The organism is Frigoribacterium sp. NPDC087798 (assembly GCF_044742985.1).
Classification (GTDB): domain Bacteria; phylum Actinomycetota; class Actinomycetes; order Actinomycetales; family Microbacteriaceae; genus Frigoribacterium.
The window spans coordinates 208,188-227,403 of sequence record NZ_JBIUVP010000002.1 but is presented as its reverse complement, the minus strand read 5'-3'; the positions used below and the strand labels follow the sequence as shown (position 1 = coordinate 227,403).

Here is a 19,216-nt window from a genome sequence, read left to right as displayed (position 1 = left end):
TGTCGGGTGTCGGAGGCGTCGGTCGGGCGTCAGCTCACGAGGCCACGAGGTCCGCGAACACGATGAGGTTGTCGACGTAGTGCCCGGTCGACCGGTCGAAGGTGCCGTCGCAGGTGATCAGCCGGAGGCCGGGGGTCGGACTGGCCCCGTAGACGTCGCTCGTCGGGAACGTCGCCTTCGGGGTGCGCTCGCTGCCCGTGACGCGGAAGGTCTCGACCGAGCCGGTCGACAGCGTCACCTGCACCTCGTCGCCGGGCACGAGCTTCGCGAGGTCGACGAACACCGCGGGGGCGTCACCCGAGTCGACGTGTCCGGCGATCACGGCCGGCCCGACCGCGCCGGGCACGACGCCGTCCTGGTACCACCCGGCCGACAGCCACTCCTTCGGAGGGTCGAGCTCGCCCTGGGCGCCGAGGCCGAGGTCTTCGAGGCCGGAGTCGACCCCGATCGAGGGGATCTGCAGGCGGACCGGCGTCGCGTCGGCCGGGGGCGAGGTGTACGACGGGGCCGCCGGGTCCTGGAAGGCACCGGCCGCTCCGCTCGCCGCATCCGGCGTCGCACCGGTGGTGGCGGGGGCCGTGGCGACGGAGCCGGGTGCGTCCGCGTCGGTCCGGGCGGCGACGGCGGCCACCGTCACGCCACCGGCCACGAGGACGACGGCGGCGACCGCGGCGAGGACCGCCGCGCGGTGACCGGCGACGAACGTCGAGAGGCTCATCCGTTCACCACCAGGGGGGTGCAGGCGCCGAGGCTCGAACCCTCGAGTTGCAGGGCGGCGAGCGCCGCCCAGGCGCTGCCGTAGTAGGTCGGCGTCGACTGTGACAGGGAGTCGGCGGTCCGCAGGTCGGCCGTCGCCCGGTCGTGCTGGCCGTCGCTGGCCTCGGCGGCGGCACGGGCGGCGTAGGCGAGGGGGCTCTGGTCCGAACCGACCGACTGCCCGCCGAGGTCGAGCTGCATGGGCAGCTCGTCGTAGCGCTGCAGCACGGAGGCCATCGACGCCGAGAGCGCCACGTCCTCGGGCTGGCACGACTCGGCGTAGCGCAGGGCGAGCCGACCGGCGTCGTAGCTGTACTGCACGGTGCCTGACGACCCGTCGGCGCTCGGCAGCGGGACCGTCGTGCCGTCCTGCTGCACCTGGGCCCAGTCGCTCGGGAGGGCCGTCGAGGCGAGGATGTTCGTGGTCACGGCTCGCGAGCCGGTCTCGAGCTCGGCCCATCGGGGGTCGCCGCTGGCCTCGCCGAGCTGCGCGAAGGTGGCGGGCGACGCGTACGAGGGGTTGTACGACCACGGGCCGGAGCCCATCGCCCACGGTCCGGGCAACAGGATGCGGCCGACGTCGGTCGAGACCGTCATCTCGTCGAGCACGTCGGTGGCGAGGTCGACGCCCTCGGTCGTGAGGTCGGAGCGGCCGAAGGTCGAGCCGGCGAGCACGAGGGCCCGCGCCGCGTCGACGTCGGCGTCGCTGGCCGGCATGTCGTCGACGACCTCGCCGTCCTTCCACTGCCAGGCCAGCAGGCCGTCCGGGCGCACCAGGTTGCTCTTCGTCCAGTCCCAGATCGCGTCGAAGCGGTCCTCGTCGCCCACTCCGACGGCGACGAGCATCCCGTAGGCCTGCCCTTCGCTGACGGTGTCGTCGCCCTGGTCGCGACGCACGACGCGGCCGTCGTCGTCGACGTACCCGTCGAGGAAGTCCTTGCCGATCTCGGCGGCCGTCCGGGCCTGAGGAGTGGCCGTACCCGTCCCGGGGGTGCCGGTCGCGTCCGCGCCTGCCTGGTCCGTCGACGGGCCGCCGGCCCCTCCGACGACGAGGGAGGCGATGCCGGCGGTGATGGCGAGGGCCACCACGACGGCCGCTGCGAGCAGCGCCTTCGTCTTCTTCGTCATGTCGTTCTCTTCTCCTGCTCGGTGCTGCGGTCGGTCGACCCGGTCGACGTACGGGACGCGATCGGGGCCGGGGAGGCGCGGTGCGACGGGTCGCTCACCGCGCCTCCTCGTCCTGTCGGGTGGTGCCGGGCGTCAGGCCCCGAACCAGCCGAGCACGGTGGCCCAGAGGCCCTTGGTCTCGCTCTTCTGCGGGTGCTCGGCGAGGTAGCCGCCACCGGTCTGGACGCCACCGACGGGCGCCTGCGCCGTGGCCGCGCTGTCGACGACCGGGACGACGGTCAGACCGCCGGTCGAGTTGTCGAGCACGAACAGCGTGTTGATGCTGCCCGCCGCGAGGTCGACGTCGCTCGTGCCGGTCACCTTCTTGCCGGTCAGGTCGAGGGTCCAGGGGCCGGCCGCGACCTGCGCGTAGCCGCTGGCGCTGCCGAAGGGCGCGTCCTCGGCGATGGTGGTGCCCGTGCTCGTCGCGACCGTCACGGTCTCGCTGACGTTCGCGGCCTGCACGAGGCGGACCTTGGCCTGGCCGTCGGCCGGGGCCGTCAGGTCGTCCGTGAAGACCTGGGTCTTCAGGTCGTCGTTCGGGCCGTAGGCGACGGCGGTGATCGGCTGGCCGCTGTCGACCGTGATGTTCGACGTGATGACCGGCTTGGCACTGGTGGGTGCGTCCGCGGCCGTCATCGAGACCACGTAGGTGCCCGCGGCCAGCGCCTGGTAGGGGCTGACCTGGCCGTAGGTGACGTCGTCGAGGTCCATGACGACCTGCCCGCCCTTGAGCGAGGTCAGCGTGACGTCGACGGCCTTCGTGTCGGGCGAGAGGTGGCCGACGCGGACCCAGCCGTCCCCGTCGGCGGCGTGCGCGGGCGACGTGCCCACGAGGGCGCCGGCGAGGGCGACCCCGGTGGCGGCGGTGAGGGCGAGCACCGTCGCGAGACGGCGGCGTCGGGACGGGACGCCGGTGACGGCGGGTGCGGTGGTGGTGCGTGAGAGGGAAGCCACGATGGCTGGTCCTTTCCGGTCGGGTGTCCCACCCGGGACGGGTGGGACGCGGTGAGGAGGTGCCGGCGCCCGTGGGAGGACGGACGCCGGCGTGGCGATCAGTTCGAGAGGACGCCCGTCGGTGCGACGGCCGAGAAGGTGACGCGCAGTCCGTCACCCGAGGGGACGACCGACTCGGGGACGTAGACGCTGCCCAGGCCCTCGAGCGTGGTCTGCACCTCGTCGACGGACTGACCGCCCTGCGGGGTGACGTCGAACTGCCGGAACAGGGCGTCCTGTTCGCCCGGCAGGGCCGCGGGGTCGGCGACCGAGATCGGCCCGAGGGCGGCGAGCTGACCGAGCACGATGATCGCGCGCGGGTCGAGGCGACCGTCCGAGAGCGCCGTCGACAGGGTCGACGAGATCTGCAGGTTCGGGTTCTGGGCGAGTTCGGCACCGGCCTGCGAACGGGCCGACGCGGCGTCGTCCGCCTCGGTCTGCGCCTGCGCGGCCCCCTGGCTGTCGATCTGCCGGACGTTGACCTGCTGGTCGCCGTCGCCGAACGAGGCGATCACGGTCGAGTTCGCGAGGGCCTCGCGGATCTCGGGCGAGGTCGGCCCCGAGGTGCGGACCGACTCGGTCTCGAAGAGGTAGTCCGAGTCGCGCCAGCCGTTCGGCGACTGCGCCTGGACGGCACCGTCGGTGTCGATCTTGTAGAACCAGATCACGTTGTCGCGGGCGAAGCCGGCCTTGACCAGGTCGACCCAGACCGCGTCGTCGACCAGCAGGCGGCTGTCCTTCGGCACGTTCGTCTCGACCCAGCTCTCGGCGTTGCGCATGGGCGCGTCGAGGTCGCTGTCCAGGAAGCCGCGCAACTGCACGGCCCAGAGCGGGACGATCGCCACGACGGCCGCGAGGGTCAGGGCGAGCCAGGCCACCGAACCGGTGCGGGACGCCGCGGTCGAGAGCGCGCCGGCCCGACGGGCACGGAACGCCCGGACCGCGTGGTCGGTGACGGCCGCGACGAGGAGCGCCGCGAACGGCAGCAGCATGATCACGTAGGGCACCGGCAGGTAGCCGCCGGGACGGAACATGAAGGCGATCAGGAACACCATCATCACGCCGAGCGGGCGCAGCCTCTTGACGAAGACCGCGACGACCGAGGCCAGCGTGCCGAGCACGATGAGCACCTGGTCGAGCTGCCACCACTGCGACACGGTCGCGAAGAAGAGGCTGCCGGTGTCGAACACCGAGCCGCTCGCCTCACGGGTCGCGAGCTGGAACTGGATGCCCTCGAGCAGGCTCACCCTGCCGGCACCGGGCAGCAGCTCGCCCTTCACCGCGGCGAGCGCGACGTAGCCGAGGCCGACGAGCACGAGCAGGCTGCCCGCGATCGACAACGTGTACCGACGGGTCGACTTGTCGGCCCCGCGCCACATGATCCAGGCCAGGAAGGGCAGCGCCAGCAGGTACGTCTCCTTCGAGAGCACCGCGATGCCGAACGAGAGGGACGCCGCCGCGAAGCCGGCGAGCTGGTAGCGCTTGCTCAGGGCGAAGACGAACGCGGCCAGCAGCCACGGGGTGGCGACGTTGTCGAGGTAGACCGTGCGGTGGAACTGCAGGGCCAGCGGCGACACGGCGAACACGAGACCGGCCACGGCGGCCGCGGGACGGCTGAGGCCGAGCTTGCGGCCGAGCAGCCAGACGAGGGCCACCGAGACGACCGTGAAGAACAGCATCGCCTCGCGAGCGGCGAGCACGGCGACGTCGTACCGCGAGAAGGCGCCGGTCAGGGCCGTGTAGGCCGAGATCTGGAGCCAACCGACCGGCGGGTGGTCGTACCAGTAGGTGTAGTGGGTGATCTCGCCGAGGTTCTGGATGGCCCAGGCCTGGGCGGCGTAGGTGCCCTCGTCGTCGATGCGTTGCGGCGAGCCGTCCATGTTGAAGGCCATGACGACCGCGGCGATCGCGAGGACGGGCAGCAGCCAGGCGAGGCTCGCGCCGTGTCGACGCAACCACGACGCGGGCCGGGCGCCCCGCGGGTCCTTCGTGGGGAATACGCGTGTTCCCGGTCCGTTCGACACCGTGGTGTCGGCCGCGCGGGGGCGGTTCAGCGTGCTGGTCATCGGTCACCTCCGGTCATGGCCAGGGCGGGCTCCGTCGAGGAGGCGCGGGGCGCCTCCTGCGGTTCGGTCGCGACCTCGTCGCGGTGCGCGCCGGTGTGCTCGGTCTTCTCCCAGGCGTTGAGGCCGCGCAGCTGGCGGAAGACCGCCCGGACCGCGGCGAGCGCGAGGAAGATCTGGTACGGCAGCAGTCCCCAGACGAGGCGGAAGTAGTCCCGGGCCCGGACCTTCTGGTCGTAGACCCGCCCGAACTCGCGCAGGCCGGTGAACTCGACGGCCAACAGCACGAGCGTCGGCGCCAGGGGCACGAACGACACGAGTGCGATGGCGGTCGGCACCTTCGTGGTCAGGATCAGGACGATCGAGACGGGGATGAGCAGACCGGTGGCGGCCTGGATGAACGGCATGGTCAGCAGGTAGCGGGCCATGAGGCGCTGGCGCAGGCGGGGCAGCTTCTTCCACTCGCCCTTGCCGTAGACCTGCATGAAGCCCTGGTTCCAGCGGGTGCGCTGCTTGAGCAGCGAGACGAAGGTGCCGGGGGTCTCCTCGCGGGTGACGACCTCGGGGCTGTAGGCCACGACGACCTTGGCCCCGGCGCTCGAGAGGCGGACGCCGAGCTCGCAGTCCTCGGCGAGGCACTCGGCGTCCCAGCCCTCGGACCAGTCGAGCCAGTCCTTGCGCACGAAGACGGTGTTGCCGCCGAGCGGGATGAACTTCTCCTTGGCGTGGAAGTGCAGGCGCGACCGGAACCAGAAGTAGTACTCGAGCACGTTCCGCAGGCTCCACCAGCTGCTCTGGAAGTTCATCAGCTGGACGCCGCCCTGCACCACGTCGGCGTCGGTCTCGGTGAACCGGGAGTCGACGAGCGTCAGGAGGCGGGGGTGCACCTCGTCCTCGGCGTCGAACACGCCGACGATCTCGCCACGCGACGACTGGAGGGCCAGGTTCAGCGCCTTGGGCTTGTTCTTCGGCACGCTCGAGTCGACCACCACGCGGATCAGCTCGGGGTGACGGGCGGCCGCCTCACGGGCGACCCGCTCGGTGCCGGGGTCGTCGTGGCCGACGATCGCGATGATCTCGAAGTCGGGGTGGTCCTGCTGGGCGAGGCGGTCGAGGGTCTGGCCCATGACCTCCTCCTCGTGCCGGCCGGGCACGAGCAGGGTGAACGAGTGGGCGGCGTCGAGGGGGTTCTCGCTGAACTGGCTGTCGTCGAGGTTGTCCTTCGACCGCCAGGCGTGCAGCATCCACCAGAGGGTCGACACGGCGACCGCGGTCAGCAGGATCGTCACGACGATCAGCGACGAGTAGCCGATCCACTCGAGGGGCGACCAGTCGGGTAGCTGGAAGCCGATCATCGAGTCGGCGGCACCGGTCGAGCCACGGTTCGGGACGAACTGCGACGGGTCGGCGGGGGCTTGCGGGGTGAGCAACGGGGCGGGTTCGCCCGCTGCGAGATGTGATGTCGGGATCTGGGTCGGGTCAGTCGACACAGGATCACTCTCCAGTCAGGGGGTCGGGTGCAGGTGGGCCTGCGAGGTGGTCTGCGGGATGGGGTCGTCGGTCGGCCGGGGGTCGATGACGGTGGCGAGCGCGGCCGACGGGTCGGGGGTGTCGGCCGTGGTGGTGACCGCGGGCGAGCCGCGGAAGACGAGGTGGCGGTAGGCCAGGTAGCGGAAGGCGGTCCCGAGGACGAGACCGACCCCGTTGGCCGCGACGTTGTCGGCGAGCTGGCTCGTGAAGCCCAGCAGGTAGTGCGAGACGAAGAGGCAGGCCGAGGCGATCAACAGGCCGCCCACGTTGACGAGGCCGAAGGTGACGGCCTCGCGGACGACGGCCTGGTTGCGTCCTTCCCGGAAGGTCAGGTACCGGTTGCCGAGCCAGGCGACGGCCGTCGCGACGATCACCGAGACGACCTTGGCCCCGATGGGCTTGTCGTCGAGCAGGGTGGCGCGCAGCAGGTTGTACACGCCGACGTCGACGACGAAGGCGATCCCGCCCACGGCGCCGAACGTCGCGAGCTCCTTCACCCGTGCGACGAGGCGCAGGGGTGGCGTCGGGTTCGTCGTGGCGGCACGGTCGGGACGTGCCCCCTGGACGGGGGACTCTGGTTCGGGCATGACACCGGTTCGGGGGACGTCGCCGGATCGGTTTGGTCGGGGTACGCAGATCTGGGCCAACTGCCAGACAGGCGACATCTGCCGGTCATCCGACGGCGGATTCGTCGAGCCCGACGGGTCGCCCGGCGAGGACCGGGGCGCTCGTCGAGGGGCCGACGACCCGCGGGCGGACGATCGCGAGTTCCGCCGCGACCGCCGTGACGACCGCGCAGAGGGTGACCAGCCGGTCCGGCACCGAACCGACGACGACCAGGAGGCGCTCCCGGCTCGTCGCGCGCCGCCCCTGTTCCGCAGCCGCCTCCGTCGTGGCCCCGACGTCGAGGAGCTGCGAGAGCATCCAGGGCAGCACCGGGAGCGCCGCGAGCGCGACGACGAGGACGGGTGCACCGACCAGGACCGTCGAGGCGACCGTCGTGGCCGTGAGGACCGTCACGGCGGCGTCGACCAGCGGCTCGGTGAGGACGCCGAGGGCGCGGCGCCGCGCGCCCGGCCGGAGCCGACGCCAGTCGCCCTGCCCCAGAACCTGCAGGCAGCCGCGGACCCACGTCGCCCGGGCACGGGCCAGGTCGCGGAGCCCACCCGGCGACCGCTCGACCGTGGTCGCCTCGGCCGAGGTCGCGATGACGATCCGGGCACCGGCCGCCGTCATGCGCACGCCGAGGGCCAGGCCCGCCTCGACGCGGGAGGCGTCCCAGCCCCCCGCCCAGGCGAGCCACGCGTGACGCACGAAGAGCGTGCTGTCCGACAGCGGCACGAAGCCGGCGCGACCGTGGGAGCGGACCACCGACCGGGACCACCACCAGCGGTCGACGGTCGACCGGGGCGTCCACCAGGGGGTCGCCGCGAGCGCCGGGCGGCTGGCGTGCTGGACCGCGTCGGCGTCCGTACGGGTCAGGACCGAGTCGACCAGGGCGAAGAGGCGGGGGTGCGGCCGGTCGCCCGCGGAGAAGACGCCGACGATGCCGTCACCGTCGGGGGCGAGTTCGTCCGCGAGGGAGGAGGCGGCCACGGGCGTCCGCCCGGCGAGCGGGCCGGTCCTGACGATCCGGACCCGTTCCGGATGACGCCGGACGGCGGAGGCGGCGACGTCGAGGGTCAGGGCGTCGTCCACGTCGACGACCACGAGGACGCGCACGTCGGGGTGCCGCTGCCGGGCCAGCAGGTCGAGCGTCACGGCCAGGCCGGCCGGCCCGTGCGCGGGCACCAGGGCCGTGAACGCGTGCGCCGGGGGCAGCACCGGGCCGTCGAGGTCGCCGTGGCCGAGCTCCTCCTGCTCGCGGACGACGTAGAGCCTGCGCACGATGCGACCGATGGTGACGGTCAGGACCAGCGCGACGAGCACGGCCAGCAGCGCCGTGCCGGCCCACTGCAGGCTCGACCAGTCCGCCCACGGCAGCGCGGCCGAGACGTCGTCCCCCGGGACGGAGGGCAGGCCGCCCCGGTTCGGCACGAACGGTGTCGGCGTCGCGGGCAGCGTCGGCGTCAGGACGGGGCCGGGCGCCGCGAAGGCGGGTGCGGAGGTCACGGTGGTGATCCAGTCGGGTCGGGGCAGCGGGAGCCTCGGACGTCCGGTCCCGCAGGGGACCGCGACGTCCGACGGATCGTGTCCCCCAGCCGGGGGACATGATCTGATGAATCGTCACTGTACGCCTCCTCAGCCGACCGCACGGGCCTTCGCCGCGTCCCCTGCGACGCGTAGCGTGGGGTCATGGAATTCAGACACCTCGGCGACAGCGGACTCAAGATCTCGGAGATCACCTACGGCAACTGGCTGACGCACGCGTCCCAGGTCGAGAACGACGTGGCGACGCAGTGCGTCCGTGCGGCCCTCGACGCCGGCATCTCGACCTTCGACACCGCCGACGCCTACGCGAACACCGCGGCCGAGCAGGTCCTCGGCGACGCCCTCAAGGGTGAGCGTCGCGAGGGACTCGAGATCTTCACGAAGGTCTACTGGCCCACCGGCCCCCGCGGGCACAACGACGTCGGCCTCAGCCGCAAGCACGTGCTCGAGTCGATCGACGGGTCGCTCCGCCGCCTCGGCACGGACTACGTCGACCTCTACCAGGCCCACCGCTACGACCACGAGACCCCGCTCGAAGAGACCATGCAGGCGTTCGCCGACGTGGTCCGCGCCGGCAAGGCGCTCTACATCGGCGTCAGCGAGTGGACCGCCGAGCAGATCCGGGCGGGCCACGAGCTCGCCGTGAAGCACGGCGTGCAGCTGATCTCGAACCAGCCCCAGTACTCGATGCTCTGGCGCGTCATCGAGTCCGACGTCGTGCCGGCGAGCAAGCAGCACGGCCTCGGCCAGATCGTCTGGTCGCCCGTCGCCCAGGGCGTCCTGACCGGCAAGTACAAGCCCGGAGCCGAGCTGCCCGCGGGCAGCCGCGCGACGGACGACAAGGGAGGCGCGGACACGATCAAGCGCTTCCTCACCGACGAGGTGCTCACCGGCGTCGCGAAGCTCGAGCCGATCGCCGCCGACCTCGGCCTCTCGATGGCCCAGCTGGCCATCGCGTGGGTGCTGCAGAACGACAACGTCGCCTCCGCGATCATCGGGGCCTCGCGTCCCGAGCAGGTGGCCGACAACGTCAAGGCGGCGGGCGTCACGGTGCCCGCCGACGTCATGGCCCGCATCGACGAGGCGCTCGGCGACCTCGCCGAGAAGGACCCCGGCAAGACGGTCTCCCCCGAGCGCCGCCCGGCCTGACGCCCGTCCGGCCCGACCCGGGCCGGTCCGCAGGACATCCCCTCGACATCGTCCGGACACCCCGGGAATGTTGTCCCGCTGGATGCGCTTGCATATACTCGTACCAGCTTCGATGACACGTCATCGACCTCGACCTCACAGATTCAGGAGAACACCATGACCATCACCGCAGAGAAGATCCCCGCCGGCACCTGGAACCTCGACCCCACCCACAGCGAGGTCTCGTTCAGCGTCCGCCACCTGGCCATCAGCAAGGTCAAGGGCTCGTTCGAGTCCTTCGACGCCTCGCTCGTCACGGCCGAGGACCACACCGCCTCGAAGGTCACCGCCTCGATCGACGTGGCCTCGGTCAACACCAACCAGAAGGACCGCGACGGCCACCTGCAGACCGGCGACTTCTTCCTCGCCGAGGAGCACCCCAAGATGACCTTCGTGTCGACCAGCATCGAGGAGAAGGGCGACGACGCGTTCCTCGTGCACGGCGACCTGACCCTCCGCGGCGTCACCAAGCCCGTCACCCTGAAGAGCGAGTTCGGCGGCCTCGTCGTCGACGGCTACGGCCAGACCAAGCTCGGCTTCTCGGCGACCACCAAGATCGACCGCACCGAGTTCGGCGTCACCTGGAACGCGGCCCTCGAGGCCGGCGGCTTCACGCTGGGCAACGACGTCACCGTCACGCTCGAGATCCAGTTCACGCTCGCCGCGTAGGCACCGGCACCACGAAGGGCCCGCTCTCGCTCGGCGAGGGCGGGCCCTTCCGCGTCATCCCGCGAGGACGCGCCGCAGCACGGCGCGCTCCCCCAGCGTCCAGGCCGCGCTCGTCACGAGGTAGAGGGCGGCCGCGAGCGGGGCGAACGCCGCGAACAGCACGCTGACGAAGGGCAGCCAGCGCACCATGCCCGCCATGCCCGGGAGCGCCTCCTGCCCCGGTGCGGCCGTCGTGACGGTGACCGCGCCGGTGAAGCGCAGCGTGGCACGCCGGCTCGTCTCGACCACGACGGCGAGCAGCGCGAGCAGCACCAGGTACGGCCAGATCGCCGGGAGCCCCACCGCGAGAGTGGCGAACAGGTTGGCGCCGAGGGCGGCTCCGCCGAGGGTGTGCGTCAACAGGGCGTTGGCGTGCCCGGCGATCTCGGAGTGCGCGAACAGCGAGTAGACCGCCGTGAGCACGGGTGCCTGCGCGAGCGTCGGCAGGCAGCCGGCCAGCGGGGACGCCTTCTCGGACGCGTACAGCGCCATCAGCGCCTTGCTGCGGGCCGCGGGGTCGGTGATCCGGCGGTTCAGGTCGGCGATCGCGGGGGCCAGGCGGCGACGGGCGACCTCGGCGCGCACCTGCGAGACGCCCACGGGCACGAGCACGAGCCGGACGAGCAGGGTGAGCAGCACGACGCCGAGGGCGGCGGCGGACGACCCGGCCACCGGTTCGACGAGCACGCCGAGGGTGGTGACGAGCGACTGCAGACCGCCGAGGACGACGGCGATCGGGGGGAAGGTGGACAGGTCCATGCGGACTCCTCGGTCAGAGAGACGGTGGGTGTCTTCTGGCCGCCGAGGGGCGTCGGGTCGACGCGGGCGCGGGTGCGCTCAGGCGGCCGGGACGGCCCGCCCGGGAGCCCGGGACCGCACGTGCCCGCGGGCGTCCGGGTCGCGTCGCCACACGAGGAGGCGCGTGCCGGCTTCTTCACGGAGCGTCACCTCGGGCACCGCCCCGGCCAGCCCGCAGAGCGTGAGCACGACGCGGGCGACGCCGAGCGCGGCCACCGCCGTGGCGGCACCGAGCAAGCCGACGAGCACGACCGCGGACAGCGGCGCCCCGCCGGACGAGAGCACGGCCTCGACGAACGCCGCGAGGGGCGCCAGCATCGAGAGGCCGAGGGTCATGCCGACGACCCTAGCCGACGGTCCTACCATCGGGGCAGTGCTCTCGGGAACACCGTGCCGTCCCGCGCGGTTGACGCCGAGAGCCACCGCCCCGCCCCGAGAGGACTCCCCGATGACCGTCGACTGGATCACCCTGCAGAAGACCGCCCACGACGAGTTCGCCCGTCGCGTCGAGGCCGTGGCCGACTGGGACGCCCCGACGCCGGACACCGAGTGGAAGGTGCGCGACCTCGTGCGTCACGTCACGCGCGAGCAGCAGTGGGTGCCGCTGCTGCTCGAGGGCGGCGACCCCTCCGAGGCGGAGAACTCCATCGAGCCGCTCGGCGACGACCTCGTCGAGGCCTGGCACCGGTGGTCCGGTGCCGCCACCGCCGCCTGGAGCGCGGCCGACCCCCACGCCGAGGTGCGGTTGAGCGCCGACGTCGTGCCCGTCCACGAGTACCTCGCCGAGCAGGTCGCCGACGTGACGATCCACACCTGGGACCTCGCCCGTGCCGTGGGGACCGACGAAGAGCTGGACGACGCGCTCGTCGAGGCCGTCTGGGGCGTGTTCGCGCCGCAGAAGGACGCTCTCGAGGCCTCGGGCCTCTTCGCGTCCCCCGTCCCGGTAGACGACGACGCGCCGCTGCGCATCCGCCTGCTCGCCCTCACCGGTCGCGACGCCCGCTGAGCCGTCCGCCCACCCGGGTGGGCGTCCTCGGCGACCCGACCTGCGCCTCCCGGGGGTTCATCACCCGGCCCTGCCAAGGTGGTGGCATGACCGCCCCGATCGATCGCCCGTGGCTGCACAGCTACGCCCCCGACGTCCCCGCCGACATCGAGCCCGTGACGGGCAGCCTCGTCGACCTCATCGACGACGCCGTGTCGACGTACCGGCAGAAGCCGGCCCTCGAGTTCTTCGGCCGCGAGACGAGCTACCGCGACCTGGGCGACCAGGTCGCCCGCGCGGCCGAGGGCCTCAGGAGGCTCGGCGTGGGTCGCGGCGACCGGGTCGCCCTGATCCTGCCGAACAGCCCGCAGCACGTGGTGGCGTTCTACGCGGTGCTGCGCCTGGGCGCGGTCGTGGTCGAGCACAACCCGCTCTACACCGACCGTGAGCTGCGCCACCTCTTCGAGGACCACGGCGCCACGATCGCCATCGCCTGGGACAAGTTGGTCGACCGACTGCGCTCCCTGCCCGCCGACATCGGCTTCTCGACCGTGGTCTCGGTCGACGTGACGAAGGGCATGCCCCTCGGCACGCGCCTCGCCCTCAAGCTGCCGGTGCCCGCCGCGAAGAAGAGCCGCGCGGCCCTCACCGACGGAGCCGAGGGCGACGTCACCTGGCAGGGGCTGCTCGCGAACCGTCCGCTGCGCAAGAAGCACCCCCGACCCGACGTCGACGACATCGCCCTGCTGCAGTACACCAGCGGCACCACGGGCTCGCCCAAGGGCGCGATCCTCACCCACCGCAACCTCCGCAGCAACGCCGCGCAGGGTCGCGCCTGGGTGCCGGGCCTCGTCGACGGCGACGAGACGGTCTACGGCGTGCTGCCGTTCTTCCACGCCTACGGCCTCACGCTCTGCCTGACCTTCGCGATGAGCATCGGGGCGCGCCTCGTCCTCTTCCCCAAGTTCGACGTCGACCTCGTGCTGAAGGCCGCGAAGAAGCACCCGCCGACCTTCCTGCCGGCCGTGCCGCCGATCTACCAGCGCCTCGCCGACGCGGCCCGCGAGCGCGGCGTCGACCTGTCGTCGGCACGATTCGCGATCTCGGGCGCGATGAACCTGCCGACCGCCGTCGTCCAGGCCTGGGAGGGCGTCACGGGCGGCATGCTGGTCGAGGGGTTCGGACTGACCGAGACCTCGCCCGTCGCCCTCGGCAACCCGATCGGCCCGACCCGTCGCGTCGGCACCGTGGGCGTGCCGTTCCCGTCGACCGAGGCCCTGGTCGTCGACCGCGACGACCCCGATCCGAGCCGCCCGGTCGTCGCCGGGGCCGCCGGAGAACTGCTGCTGCGGGGCCCCCAGGTGTTCCGCGGCTACTGGAACCGACCCGACGAGACCGCCGAGGCCTTCCTCGAGGGCGGCTGGTTCCGTACCGGCGACATCGTCACGATGAGCGCCGACGGGTACGTCACGATCGTCGACCGCATCAAGGAGCTCATCGTCACGGGTGGCTTCAACGTCGCCCCCTCCGAGGTCGAGGAGGCGGTCCGCAACGCCCCCGGCGTGGCCGAGGTGGCCGTGGTCGGCCTGCCCCGGTCGGGCGGCGGCGAGGACGTGGTGGCGGCCGTCGTGCTCGAGCCGGGTGCCGAGTTCGACGCCGAGGCCATCCGCGACGCCTCACGCGGCCAGCTGGCGGCCTACAAGGTGCCGCGGCGGGTCGTCCGGCTCGACGAGTTGCCCAAGTCGCTGATCGGCAAGGTGCTGCGGCGCGAGGTGCGCGACCGGCTCATCGCCGCGGGCTGACCCTCCGGGCGGGTCCTGCCGACGGGGCCCCGTCGGCGTGTCCGGTCTGCGGGTCCGGTCTGCGGGTCCGGTCTGCGTGGTCAGAGGCCTTGCCACCGGTCGACCGGCCAGCTGACCACGAACGCCCGCCCGATCACGTCGTCGACGGGCACGAAGCCCGCGTAGGGCCCGGTCTGGTGTGCGCGGGAGTCCGCCGACCGGTCGCGGTTGTCGCCGAGCACCCAGAGCGCCCCCTCGGGCACGGTCACGTCGAAGTCGGTCGCCGAGGCGCGGGGTCCGCCGTCGGCGAGCGTGAGGTACGGCTCGTCGAGGGCCAGGCCGTTGACGAGCACGTGGCCGTCCGCGTCGCAGCAGCTGACGTGGTCGCCCGGCAGGCCGATGACGCGCTTGACGAGGTCCTGACCGGCGTCGTCGCCGTAGCCGAGCCACCCGCCCGGGTCCTCGAAGACGACGATGTCGCCGCTGTGCAACGGCAGGAGTCCGGGTGCCAGCTCGTTGACGATGATCCGGTCGCCGATCATCAGCGTCCGTTCCATCGATCCCGACGGGATGGAGAAGCTGCGCACGAGGAAGGTCCGCACGCCCCAGGACAGCAACAGCCCCACCAGGACGATCGCGAGCAACTCGAGCAGCCACCGGCCCGTGGGGTTCCGGCGGACCCCGGAGGCGCGGGTCCCCTCGCCCTCGTCGGTCGCGTCCGCGAGGGGGCTGCTGTCGGTCACCGGCTCATCCTGTCAGCGCGTGCCCGCGCCCGCCCTCCCCGGTCAGGGGGCCGTGGGGCCACGGTCCCGCTGCCCCGGGTCGTCCGTCAGGCGGCCGTCCACCCGATGCGGTCGAGCCGGGCGAGGGCGTGCTCCTCGGCGACGGGTCGCTTGCCGAGGACTCCCCCGACGCCCGCGAGCATGGCCCGCGCCGGCGCCCGGGTCGGGATGCCGATCGGGCCGACGTGCGGCGCGCGCAGCCCGAGCAACTCGCGGAAGCGCGGCTGCAGCGTGCCCACCGCGCCGTTGAAGAGCACGGGATAACCGACCTTGAGAGCGGGGAAGAGCGGCGGTCGCTTGATGAATTTGACGACGTCGTCGGTGCGCGCGGTGCGCTCGAGCACGCCCCGGCGGTCGAAGTCCATGAGCTGTGACTGCATCTCGGCGACGCTGCGCGGCGGGTTCGGCACGCCCATCAGCTCGCCGGCCGTCGCCCACTCGCGGACGTAGGCGTCGGGCCCCCCGGGGATCGGCTCTCGGCCCCACTCGAGGTAGGCGGCGAGGAACGAGTCGGCGAAGGCCATGTGCACCCAGCTGAGCAGCTCCGGGTCGTTGGCGGCGTAGTCGTGGGTCACGCCGTTCCGGTCGTCGTACGTGCCGACGACCTTCGTGTGCAGGCGTGACACCCAGTTCGACGCGTGGGTGGCGGCCTCGCGGCTGCCGTACGAGACGGTGTAGATCCAGCGGATGGTGCCGGCGAGACGGCCGAGCGGGTCCTCGCGGAAACGCGAGTGGTCGTGGACGCCGGCGAGCGCCCCCGGGTGCAGCGCCTGGACGAGCAGTGCCCGCACGCCGGCGGGGATGGTCGACATGGCGCCGTGCACGGCCCACACCGCCGAGCCCGGCAGGAAGAACCCCTCGTCGTCGCCCTTCTCGAGGTCGGTGACCCACTCGGGCGTGCCCGTGTACTGCCCGTTGAAGGTGTACTGCAGGCGGGCGCGGAGGGGTTCGGTCAGTGCGGGCATGCCTCGATCATGCGCCGCGGTGGCTGGACGCTCGCAGCGGACGCACGCCGCGCCTCCTGCGTCCCGGGGAGGGGCAGGAGGCGCGGCGTGCGACTCGGGGTGGGTCTCAGTTCCCGTGAGCCTCGATCGAGACGGGCTGCCACTCGTTCCAGGTCGCCAGACGCGACTCGTAGTCCTTCGTGGCGATCTCGAGCGGCGCCTTGCCGAAGAAGACGCGCAGCGGCGGCTCGTCGGCGTCGACGACCGTGAGGATCGCGGAACGGGTGGCCGTGGGGTCGCCGGGGTCGGCGGCCGAGGGACGCTTCGACGCGGCCTCACGGACGTCGGCGTAGGCCTCGAGTTCGTCGCTGCGGGAGGCGGAGGGGCCCGACCAGTCGGTCGAGTAGCCGCCGGGCTCGACGAGGGTCACCTTGATGCCGAAGCCCGCGACCTCCTGTGCCAGCGACTGGCTGAAGCCCTCGAGCCCCCATTTCGAGGCGTGGTAGATGCCGACCGTCGGGAAGGCGCTGATGCCGCCGATGCTCGACACCTGGACGATGTGACCCGAGCCCTGCTCGCGCATGATCGGGAGCGCCGCCTGCGACACCCAGAGGGGGCCGAACAGGTTCGTCTCGAGCTGGGCACGGGCCTCGTCCTCGGTGATCTCCTCGATCATGCCGAAGTGGCCGAAGCCGGCGTTGTTCACGACGACGTCCAGTCGTCCGAAGTGCTCGGCGGCCTTCTGCACCGCGGCGACGTCGGCCGCACGGTCGTTGACGTCGAGCTGGAGCGGCAGGAAGGAGTCGCCGTACGCGTCCACGAGGGGCGTGACGTCGTCGATCTTCCGTGCGGTGCCCGCGACCTTGTCGCCGCGTTCGAGGGCCGCCTCGGCCCATTCGCGGCCGAAGCCCTTGGATGCACCGGTGATGAACCAGACCTTGCTCACGATGTGTCGTTCCTCTCTTCGTGATGTCGAGGACCATGCTGCGCCGCGCCTCCTCGTGCGCGGTCAGGTTGCCAGCCGGCACCGAGCCCACGGGGTACGCCCGGCGGTCGATAGAGTGGCCCGGTGACCACCGACAGCGCTCGTCCCTGGCTCGACTCCTACGCACCCGGCGTGCCGCACGACCTCGAACCGGTCGACGGCTCGCTGCTCGACCTGGTCGAGGCCTCCGCGGCGCGGTACCCCAGGGCGGTGGCACTCGAGTTCTTCGGGGCGACGACCACCTATTCCGAGCTCGTCGACCAGATCGCGCGGGCGGCCGAGGGGCTGCGCAAGCTCGGGGTCGGGCACGGCGACACCGTCGCGATCGTGTTGCCGAACGGTCCGCAGCACGTCGTCGCGTTCTACGCGGTGCTGCGCCTCGGCGCGATCGTCGTCGAGCACAACCCGCTCTACACGCCGCGCGAGCTGCGTCACCAGTTCGAGGACCACGGCGCCAAGGTGGCCATCGCCTGGAACAAGGTGGTCGAGACCATCCAGGCCTTCCCCGACGACGTGGCCGTCGAACACCTCGTCTCGGTCGACGTCACCCGGGCGATGCCGTTCACCACGCGGGCGGCCCTGGCCCTGCCGATCAAGAAGGCCCGCCAGTCCCGTGAACGCCTCACGACGACCGTGACGGGCACCACGCCGTGGGAGAAGGTCGTCGGCTCGTCGCGCATCAAGGCGAGGCACCCGCGACCGACCACCGACGACCTGGCGGTCATCCAGTACACGAGCGGCACCACGGGCGCGCCCAAGGGTGCCCAGCTGACGCACCACAACCTCCTGTCGAACGCCGCGCAGGCCCAGGCCTGGGTGCCGACGATCGAGCGCGGCACCTGCGTCGTCTACGCGGTGCTGCCGATGTTCCACGCGTACGGCCTGACGCTCTGCCTCACCTTCGCGATGAGCATGGGCGCCCGACTCGTGCTCTTCCCGGCCTTCGACCCGGCGCTGGTGCTCAAGGTCATGAAGAAGCACCCGCCGACCTTCCTGCCCGCGGTCCCCCCGATCTACGCCCGTCTGCAGAAGGCCGCCGACGACGCCGGCGTCTCGCTGAAGGGCGTCGACGTCGCGATCTCGGGGGCCATGCCGCTCTCGGCCGACGTCGTCGAGCCGTGGGAGGCCGAGTCCGGCGGCTGGTTGGTCGAGGGCTACGGGCTCTCCGAGTGCTCGCCCGTCCTCATGGCCAACCCCGTCGGTCCGACGCGCCGCGCCGGCACGGTCGGTCTGCCCCTGCCGGGCACCGAGGTGCGCGTCGTCGACCCCGAGAACCCCACGGTCGACGTGGCGGCCGGTGAACGCGGCGAGCTGATCGTCCGTGGCCCGCAGGTCTTCAGCGGGTACTACCGCAAGCCGAAAGAATCGGGCGAGGTCTTCGTCGACGGCGACTGGTTCCGCACCGGCGACATCGTCACCATCGACGACGACGGGTTCGTCCGCATCGTCGACCGCATCAAGGAGCTCATCATCACCGGCGGCTTCAACGTCTCGCCGTCCGAGGTCGAAGAGGTCCTGACCCGGTTCGAGGGCGTCGCCGAAGCCGCGGTCGTGGGTCTGCCCACCCCCGGCGGCGAACAGGTGGCCGCCGCGATCGTCGTGAAGCCGGGCGCCCACGTCGACGTCGCGGCCCTGCGCGCGTTCGCGCGCAAGCACCTCACGCCGTACAAGGTGCCGCGGCGCATCGTCGTCGTCGACGACCTCCCCCGGTCGCTCATCGGCAAGGTGTTGCGCCGCAAGGTACGCGACTCGCTGGCCGAGCGCTGAGACCGGACCCGCGCCTCCTCGACGGGACGACGGTCGGCGGGCGCGGGTCGGTCCACGCGGCCGCGGCTCAGGAGGCGCGGCTCAGCTGGGTGAGACGCGATCCGTCATGCGCCCCTCGGCCAACCAGGCCAGTCGCTGCAGCGCTTCTCTGTTGCGCCAGTGCAGCGGCGGGTCCATCAGGGCCTTCGGCACCAGCCGACCGGGGCCCGCGACGGCGTACTCGGTCATCGTGACGAAGCAGCCGCCCATGCGGTTGCGCACGTCGATCTCGACCCGGGCCTCGCCCATCGGCCAGCCCCTGGCGTGGAACACGGCCCGGACCGGAGGGTCCCACTCGAGGATGGTCGTCACGTCGTCGATGACCAACGGCCAGACCCCGAACGAGTGGTGGACCCTGGCCTCGACGCTCGGCCAGGTCAGTTCGACCTCGCGGATGCGCGCCGACCCGACGACCCAGCTCGTGAAGAGCCACCCGTCGCTCAGCACGTCGAAGACGTCGTGGGGTGAGGCCTCGATGAAGCGGTGCGTGGTGCTCATCCGTCGATCCTGGCACGGTCCCCGCGCGCCGCGCACCCCGTTGACGCACCCCTGCCGCCGTGGATCAGATCGGGCGTC

18 protein-coding genes are annotated in these 19,216 nt (G+C 72.2%); 5 read left to right on the top strand and 13 right to left on the bottom strand.

Annotated features, from left to right (window positions below):
• Positions 1–34 precede the first annotated feature (34 nt).
• The 7 genes from ACIOSR_RS08055 to ACIOSR_RS08025 form a co-directional block, all read right to left on the bottom strand.
• The gene (locus ACIOSR_RS08055) at positions 35–718 is read right to left on the bottom strand and encodes a class F sortase (protein ID WP_123571510.1); all 684 of its coding nucleotides are present in this window, start codon (positions 716–718) and stop codon (positions 35–37) included.
• Entirely contained in the window at positions 715–1,884 is a 1,170-nt protein-coding gene (locus ACIOSR_RS08050; RefSeq protein WP_402752314.1) for a glycosyl hydrolase family 8, read from the bottom strand. The genes ACIOSR_RS08055 and ACIOSR_RS08050 overlap by 4 nt, the downstream gene beginning before the upstream one ends.
• A gap of 132 nt (positions 1,885–2,016) precedes the next feature.
• Positions 2,017–2,880 carry a DUF4397 domain-containing protein gene (locus ACIOSR_RS08045; protein ID WP_402752313.1) on the bottom strand — a complete coding sequence of 288 codons (864 nt, stop codon included), beginning with the start codon at positions 2,878–2,880 and terminating at the stop codon, positions 2,017–2,019.
• A 98-nt stretch (positions 2,881–2,978) separates the two neighbouring features.
• Positions 2,979–4,985: an ArnT family glycosyltransferase gene (locus ACIOSR_RS08040; RefSeq protein WP_402752312.1), complete on the bottom strand. Its 2,007-nt coding sequence runs from the start codon at positions 4,983–4,985 to the stop codon at positions 2,979–2,981.
• A complete protein-coding gene (locus tag ACIOSR_RS08035) occupies positions 4,982–6,472 on the bottom strand; it encodes a glycosyltransferase (protein ID WP_342211737.1) in 1,491 nt (496 codons plus the stop codon). The genes ACIOSR_RS08040 and ACIOSR_RS08035 overlap by 4 nt, the downstream gene beginning before the upstream one ends.
• 15 nt (positions 6,473–6,487) lie before the next feature.
• The gene (locus ACIOSR_RS08030; RefSeq protein ID WP_402752311.1) at positions 6,488–7,099 is read right to left on the bottom strand and encodes a GtrA family protein; all 612 of its coding nucleotides are present in this window, start codon (positions 7,097–7,099) and stop codon (positions 6,488–6,490) included.
• A gap of 85 nt (positions 7,100–7,184) precedes the next feature.
• A complete protein-coding gene (locus tag ACIOSR_RS08025) occupies positions 7,185–8,624 on the bottom strand; it encodes a glycosyltransferase (RefSeq protein WP_402752310.1) in 1,440 nt (479 codons plus the stop codon).
• Positions 8,625–8,807: 183 nt separating this feature from the next.
• Here ACIOSR_RS08025 and ACIOSR_RS08020 point away from each other — a divergent pair, with 183 nt between their 5' ends.
• Both ACIOSR_RS08020 and ACIOSR_RS08015 read left to right on the top strand, forming a co-directional pair.
• Positions 8,808–9,812 (top strand): aldo/keto reductase family protein, encoded by a 1,005-nt coding sequence (locus ACIOSR_RS08020; RefSeq protein WP_056048517.1) that lies wholly within the window; start codon positions 8,808–8,810, stop codon positions 9,810–9,812.
• 156 nt (positions 9,813–9,968) lie between these two features.
• Positions 9,969–10,520 carry a YceI family protein gene (locus tag ACIOSR_RS08015; RefSeq protein WP_054144994.1) on the top strand — a complete coding sequence of 184 codons (552 nt, stop codon included), beginning with the start codon at positions 9,969–9,971 and terminating at the stop codon, positions 10,518–10,520.
• Positions 10,521–10,574: 54 nt separating this feature from the next.
• Here ACIOSR_RS08015 and yidC read toward each other — a convergent pair whose 3' ends face one another.
• Together yidC and ACIOSR_RS08005 are read right to left on the bottom strand one after the other, a co-directional pair.
• Positions 10,575–11,318 (bottom strand): membrane protein insertase YidC, encoded by a 744-nt coding sequence (gene yidC, locus ACIOSR_RS08010; RefSeq protein ID WP_402752309.1) that lies wholly within the window; start codon positions 11,316–11,318, stop codon positions 10,575–10,577.
• Between the two features lie 78 nt (positions 11,319–11,396).
• Positions 11,397–11,693 (bottom strand): DUF6412 domain-containing protein, encoded by a 297-nt coding sequence (locus ACIOSR_RS08005; protein ID WP_056048521.1) that lies wholly within the window; start codon positions 11,691–11,693, stop codon positions 11,397–11,399.
• Positions 11,694–11,805: 112 nt separating this feature from the next.
• On the opposite strand from ACIOSR_RS08005, the gene ACIOSR_RS08000 reads away from it, so the two are divergent.
• Complete coding sequence (locus ACIOSR_RS08000; RefSeq protein WP_056048524.1) at positions 11,806–12,363, top strand: TIGR03086 family metal-binding protein; 558 nt, start codon at positions 11,806–11,808, stop codon at positions 12,361–12,363.
• A gap of 86 nt (positions 12,364–12,449) precedes the next feature.
• Positions 12,450–14,144 carry a long-chain-fatty-acid--CoA ligase gene (locus tag ACIOSR_RS07995; RefSeq protein ID WP_123571717.1) on the top strand — a complete coding sequence of 565 codons (1,695 nt, stop codon included), beginning with the start codon at positions 12,450–12,452 and terminating at the stop codon, positions 14,142–14,144.
• Between the two features lie 80 nt (positions 14,145–14,224).
• Here ACIOSR_RS07995 and lepB read toward each other — a convergent pair whose 3' ends face one another.
• The 3 genes from lepB to ACIOSR_RS07980 all read right to left on the bottom strand — a co-directional run bounded on the left by lepB (position 14,225) and on the right by ACIOSR_RS07980 (position 16,795).
• Complete coding sequence (gene lepB / locus ACIOSR_RS07990) at positions 14,225–14,866, bottom strand: signal peptidase I (RefSeq protein WP_402752308.1); 642 nt, start codon at positions 14,864–14,866, stop codon at positions 14,225–14,227.
• A gap of 86 nt (positions 14,867–14,952) precedes the next feature.
• Entirely contained in the window at positions 14,953–15,870 is a 918-nt protein-coding gene (locus ACIOSR_RS07985; RefSeq protein WP_402752307.1) for an oxygenase MpaB family protein, read from the bottom strand.
• Between the two features lie 106 nt (positions 15,871–15,976).
• Positions 15,977–16,795 (bottom strand): SDR family oxidoreductase, encoded by an 819-nt coding sequence (locus tag ACIOSR_RS07980; RefSeq protein WP_402752306.1) that lies wholly within the window; start codon positions 16,793–16,795, stop codon positions 15,977–15,979.
• Between the two features lie 123 nt (positions 16,796–16,918).
• On the opposite strand from ACIOSR_RS07980, the gene ACIOSR_RS07975 reads away from it, so the two are divergent.
• Positions 16,919–18,601: a long-chain-fatty-acid--CoA ligase gene (locus ACIOSR_RS07975; RefSeq protein WP_200412294.1), complete on the top strand. Its 1,683-nt coding sequence runs from the start codon at positions 16,919–16,921 to the stop codon at positions 18,599–18,601.
• A gap of 81 nt (positions 18,602–18,682) precedes the next feature.
• Here ACIOSR_RS07975 and ACIOSR_RS07970 read toward each other — a convergent pair whose 3' ends face one another.
• Positions 18,683–19,138: an SRPBCC family protein gene (locus ACIOSR_RS07970; protein WP_056048541.1), complete on the bottom strand. Its 456-nt coding sequence runs from the start codon at positions 19,136–19,138 to the stop codon at positions 18,683–18,685.
• Positions 19,139–19,216: the final 78 nt, after the last annotated feature.

Excerpts from the sequence above, each read along its gene's own strand:
- ACIOSR_RS07995 (WP_123571717.1), top strand. The coding sequence starts at position 12,450 with ATGACCGCCCCGATCGATCGCCCGTGGCTGCACAGCTACGCCCCCGAC.
- ACIOSR_RS08030 (WP_402752311.1), bottom strand. The coding sequence starts at position 7,099 with ATGCCCGAACCAGAGTCCCCCGTCCAGGGGGCACGTCCCGACCGTGCC.
- ACIOSR_RS08000 (WP_056048524.1), top strand. The coding sequence starts at position 11,806 with ATGACCGTCGACTGGATCACCCTGCAGAAGACCGCCCACGACGAGTTC.
- ACIOSR_RS08005 (WP_056048521.1), bottom strand. The coding sequence starts at position 11,693 with ATGACCCTCGGCCTCTCGATGCTGGCGCCCCTCGCGGCGTTCGTCGAG.
- yidC (WP_402752309.1), bottom strand. The coding sequence starts at position 11,318 with ATGGACCTGTCCACCTTCCCCCCGATCGCCGTCGTCCTCGGCGGTCTG.
- ACIOSR_RS08040 (WP_402752312.1), bottom strand. The coding sequence starts at position 4,985 with ATGACCAGCACGCTGAACCGCCCCCGCGCGGCCGACACCACGGTGTCG.
- ACIOSR_RS08050 (WP_402752314.1), bottom strand. The coding sequence starts at position 1,884 with ATGACGAAGAAGACGAAGGCGCTGCTCGCAGCGGCCGTCGTGGTGGCC.
- ACIOSR_RS08055 (WP_123571510.1), bottom strand. The coding sequence starts at position 718 with ATGAGCCTCTCGACGTTCGTCGCCGGTCACCGCGCGGCGGTCCTCGCC.
- ACIOSR_RS08020 (WP_056048517.1), top strand. The coding sequence starts at position 8,808 with ATGGAATTCAGACACCTCGGCGACAGCGGACTCAAGATCTCGGAGATC.
- ACIOSR_RS07985 (WP_402752307.1), bottom strand. The coding sequence starts at position 15,870 with ATGCCCGCACTGACCGAACCCCTCCGCGCCCGCCTGCAGTACACCTTC.
- ACIOSR_RS07970 (WP_056048541.1), bottom strand. The coding sequence starts at position 19,138 with ATGAGCACCACGCACCGCTTCATCGAGGCCTCACCCCACGACGTCTTC.
- ACIOSR_RS08015 (WP_054144994.1), top strand. The coding sequence starts at position 9,969 with ATGACCATCACCGCAGAGAAGATCCCCGCCGGCACCTGGAACCTCGAC.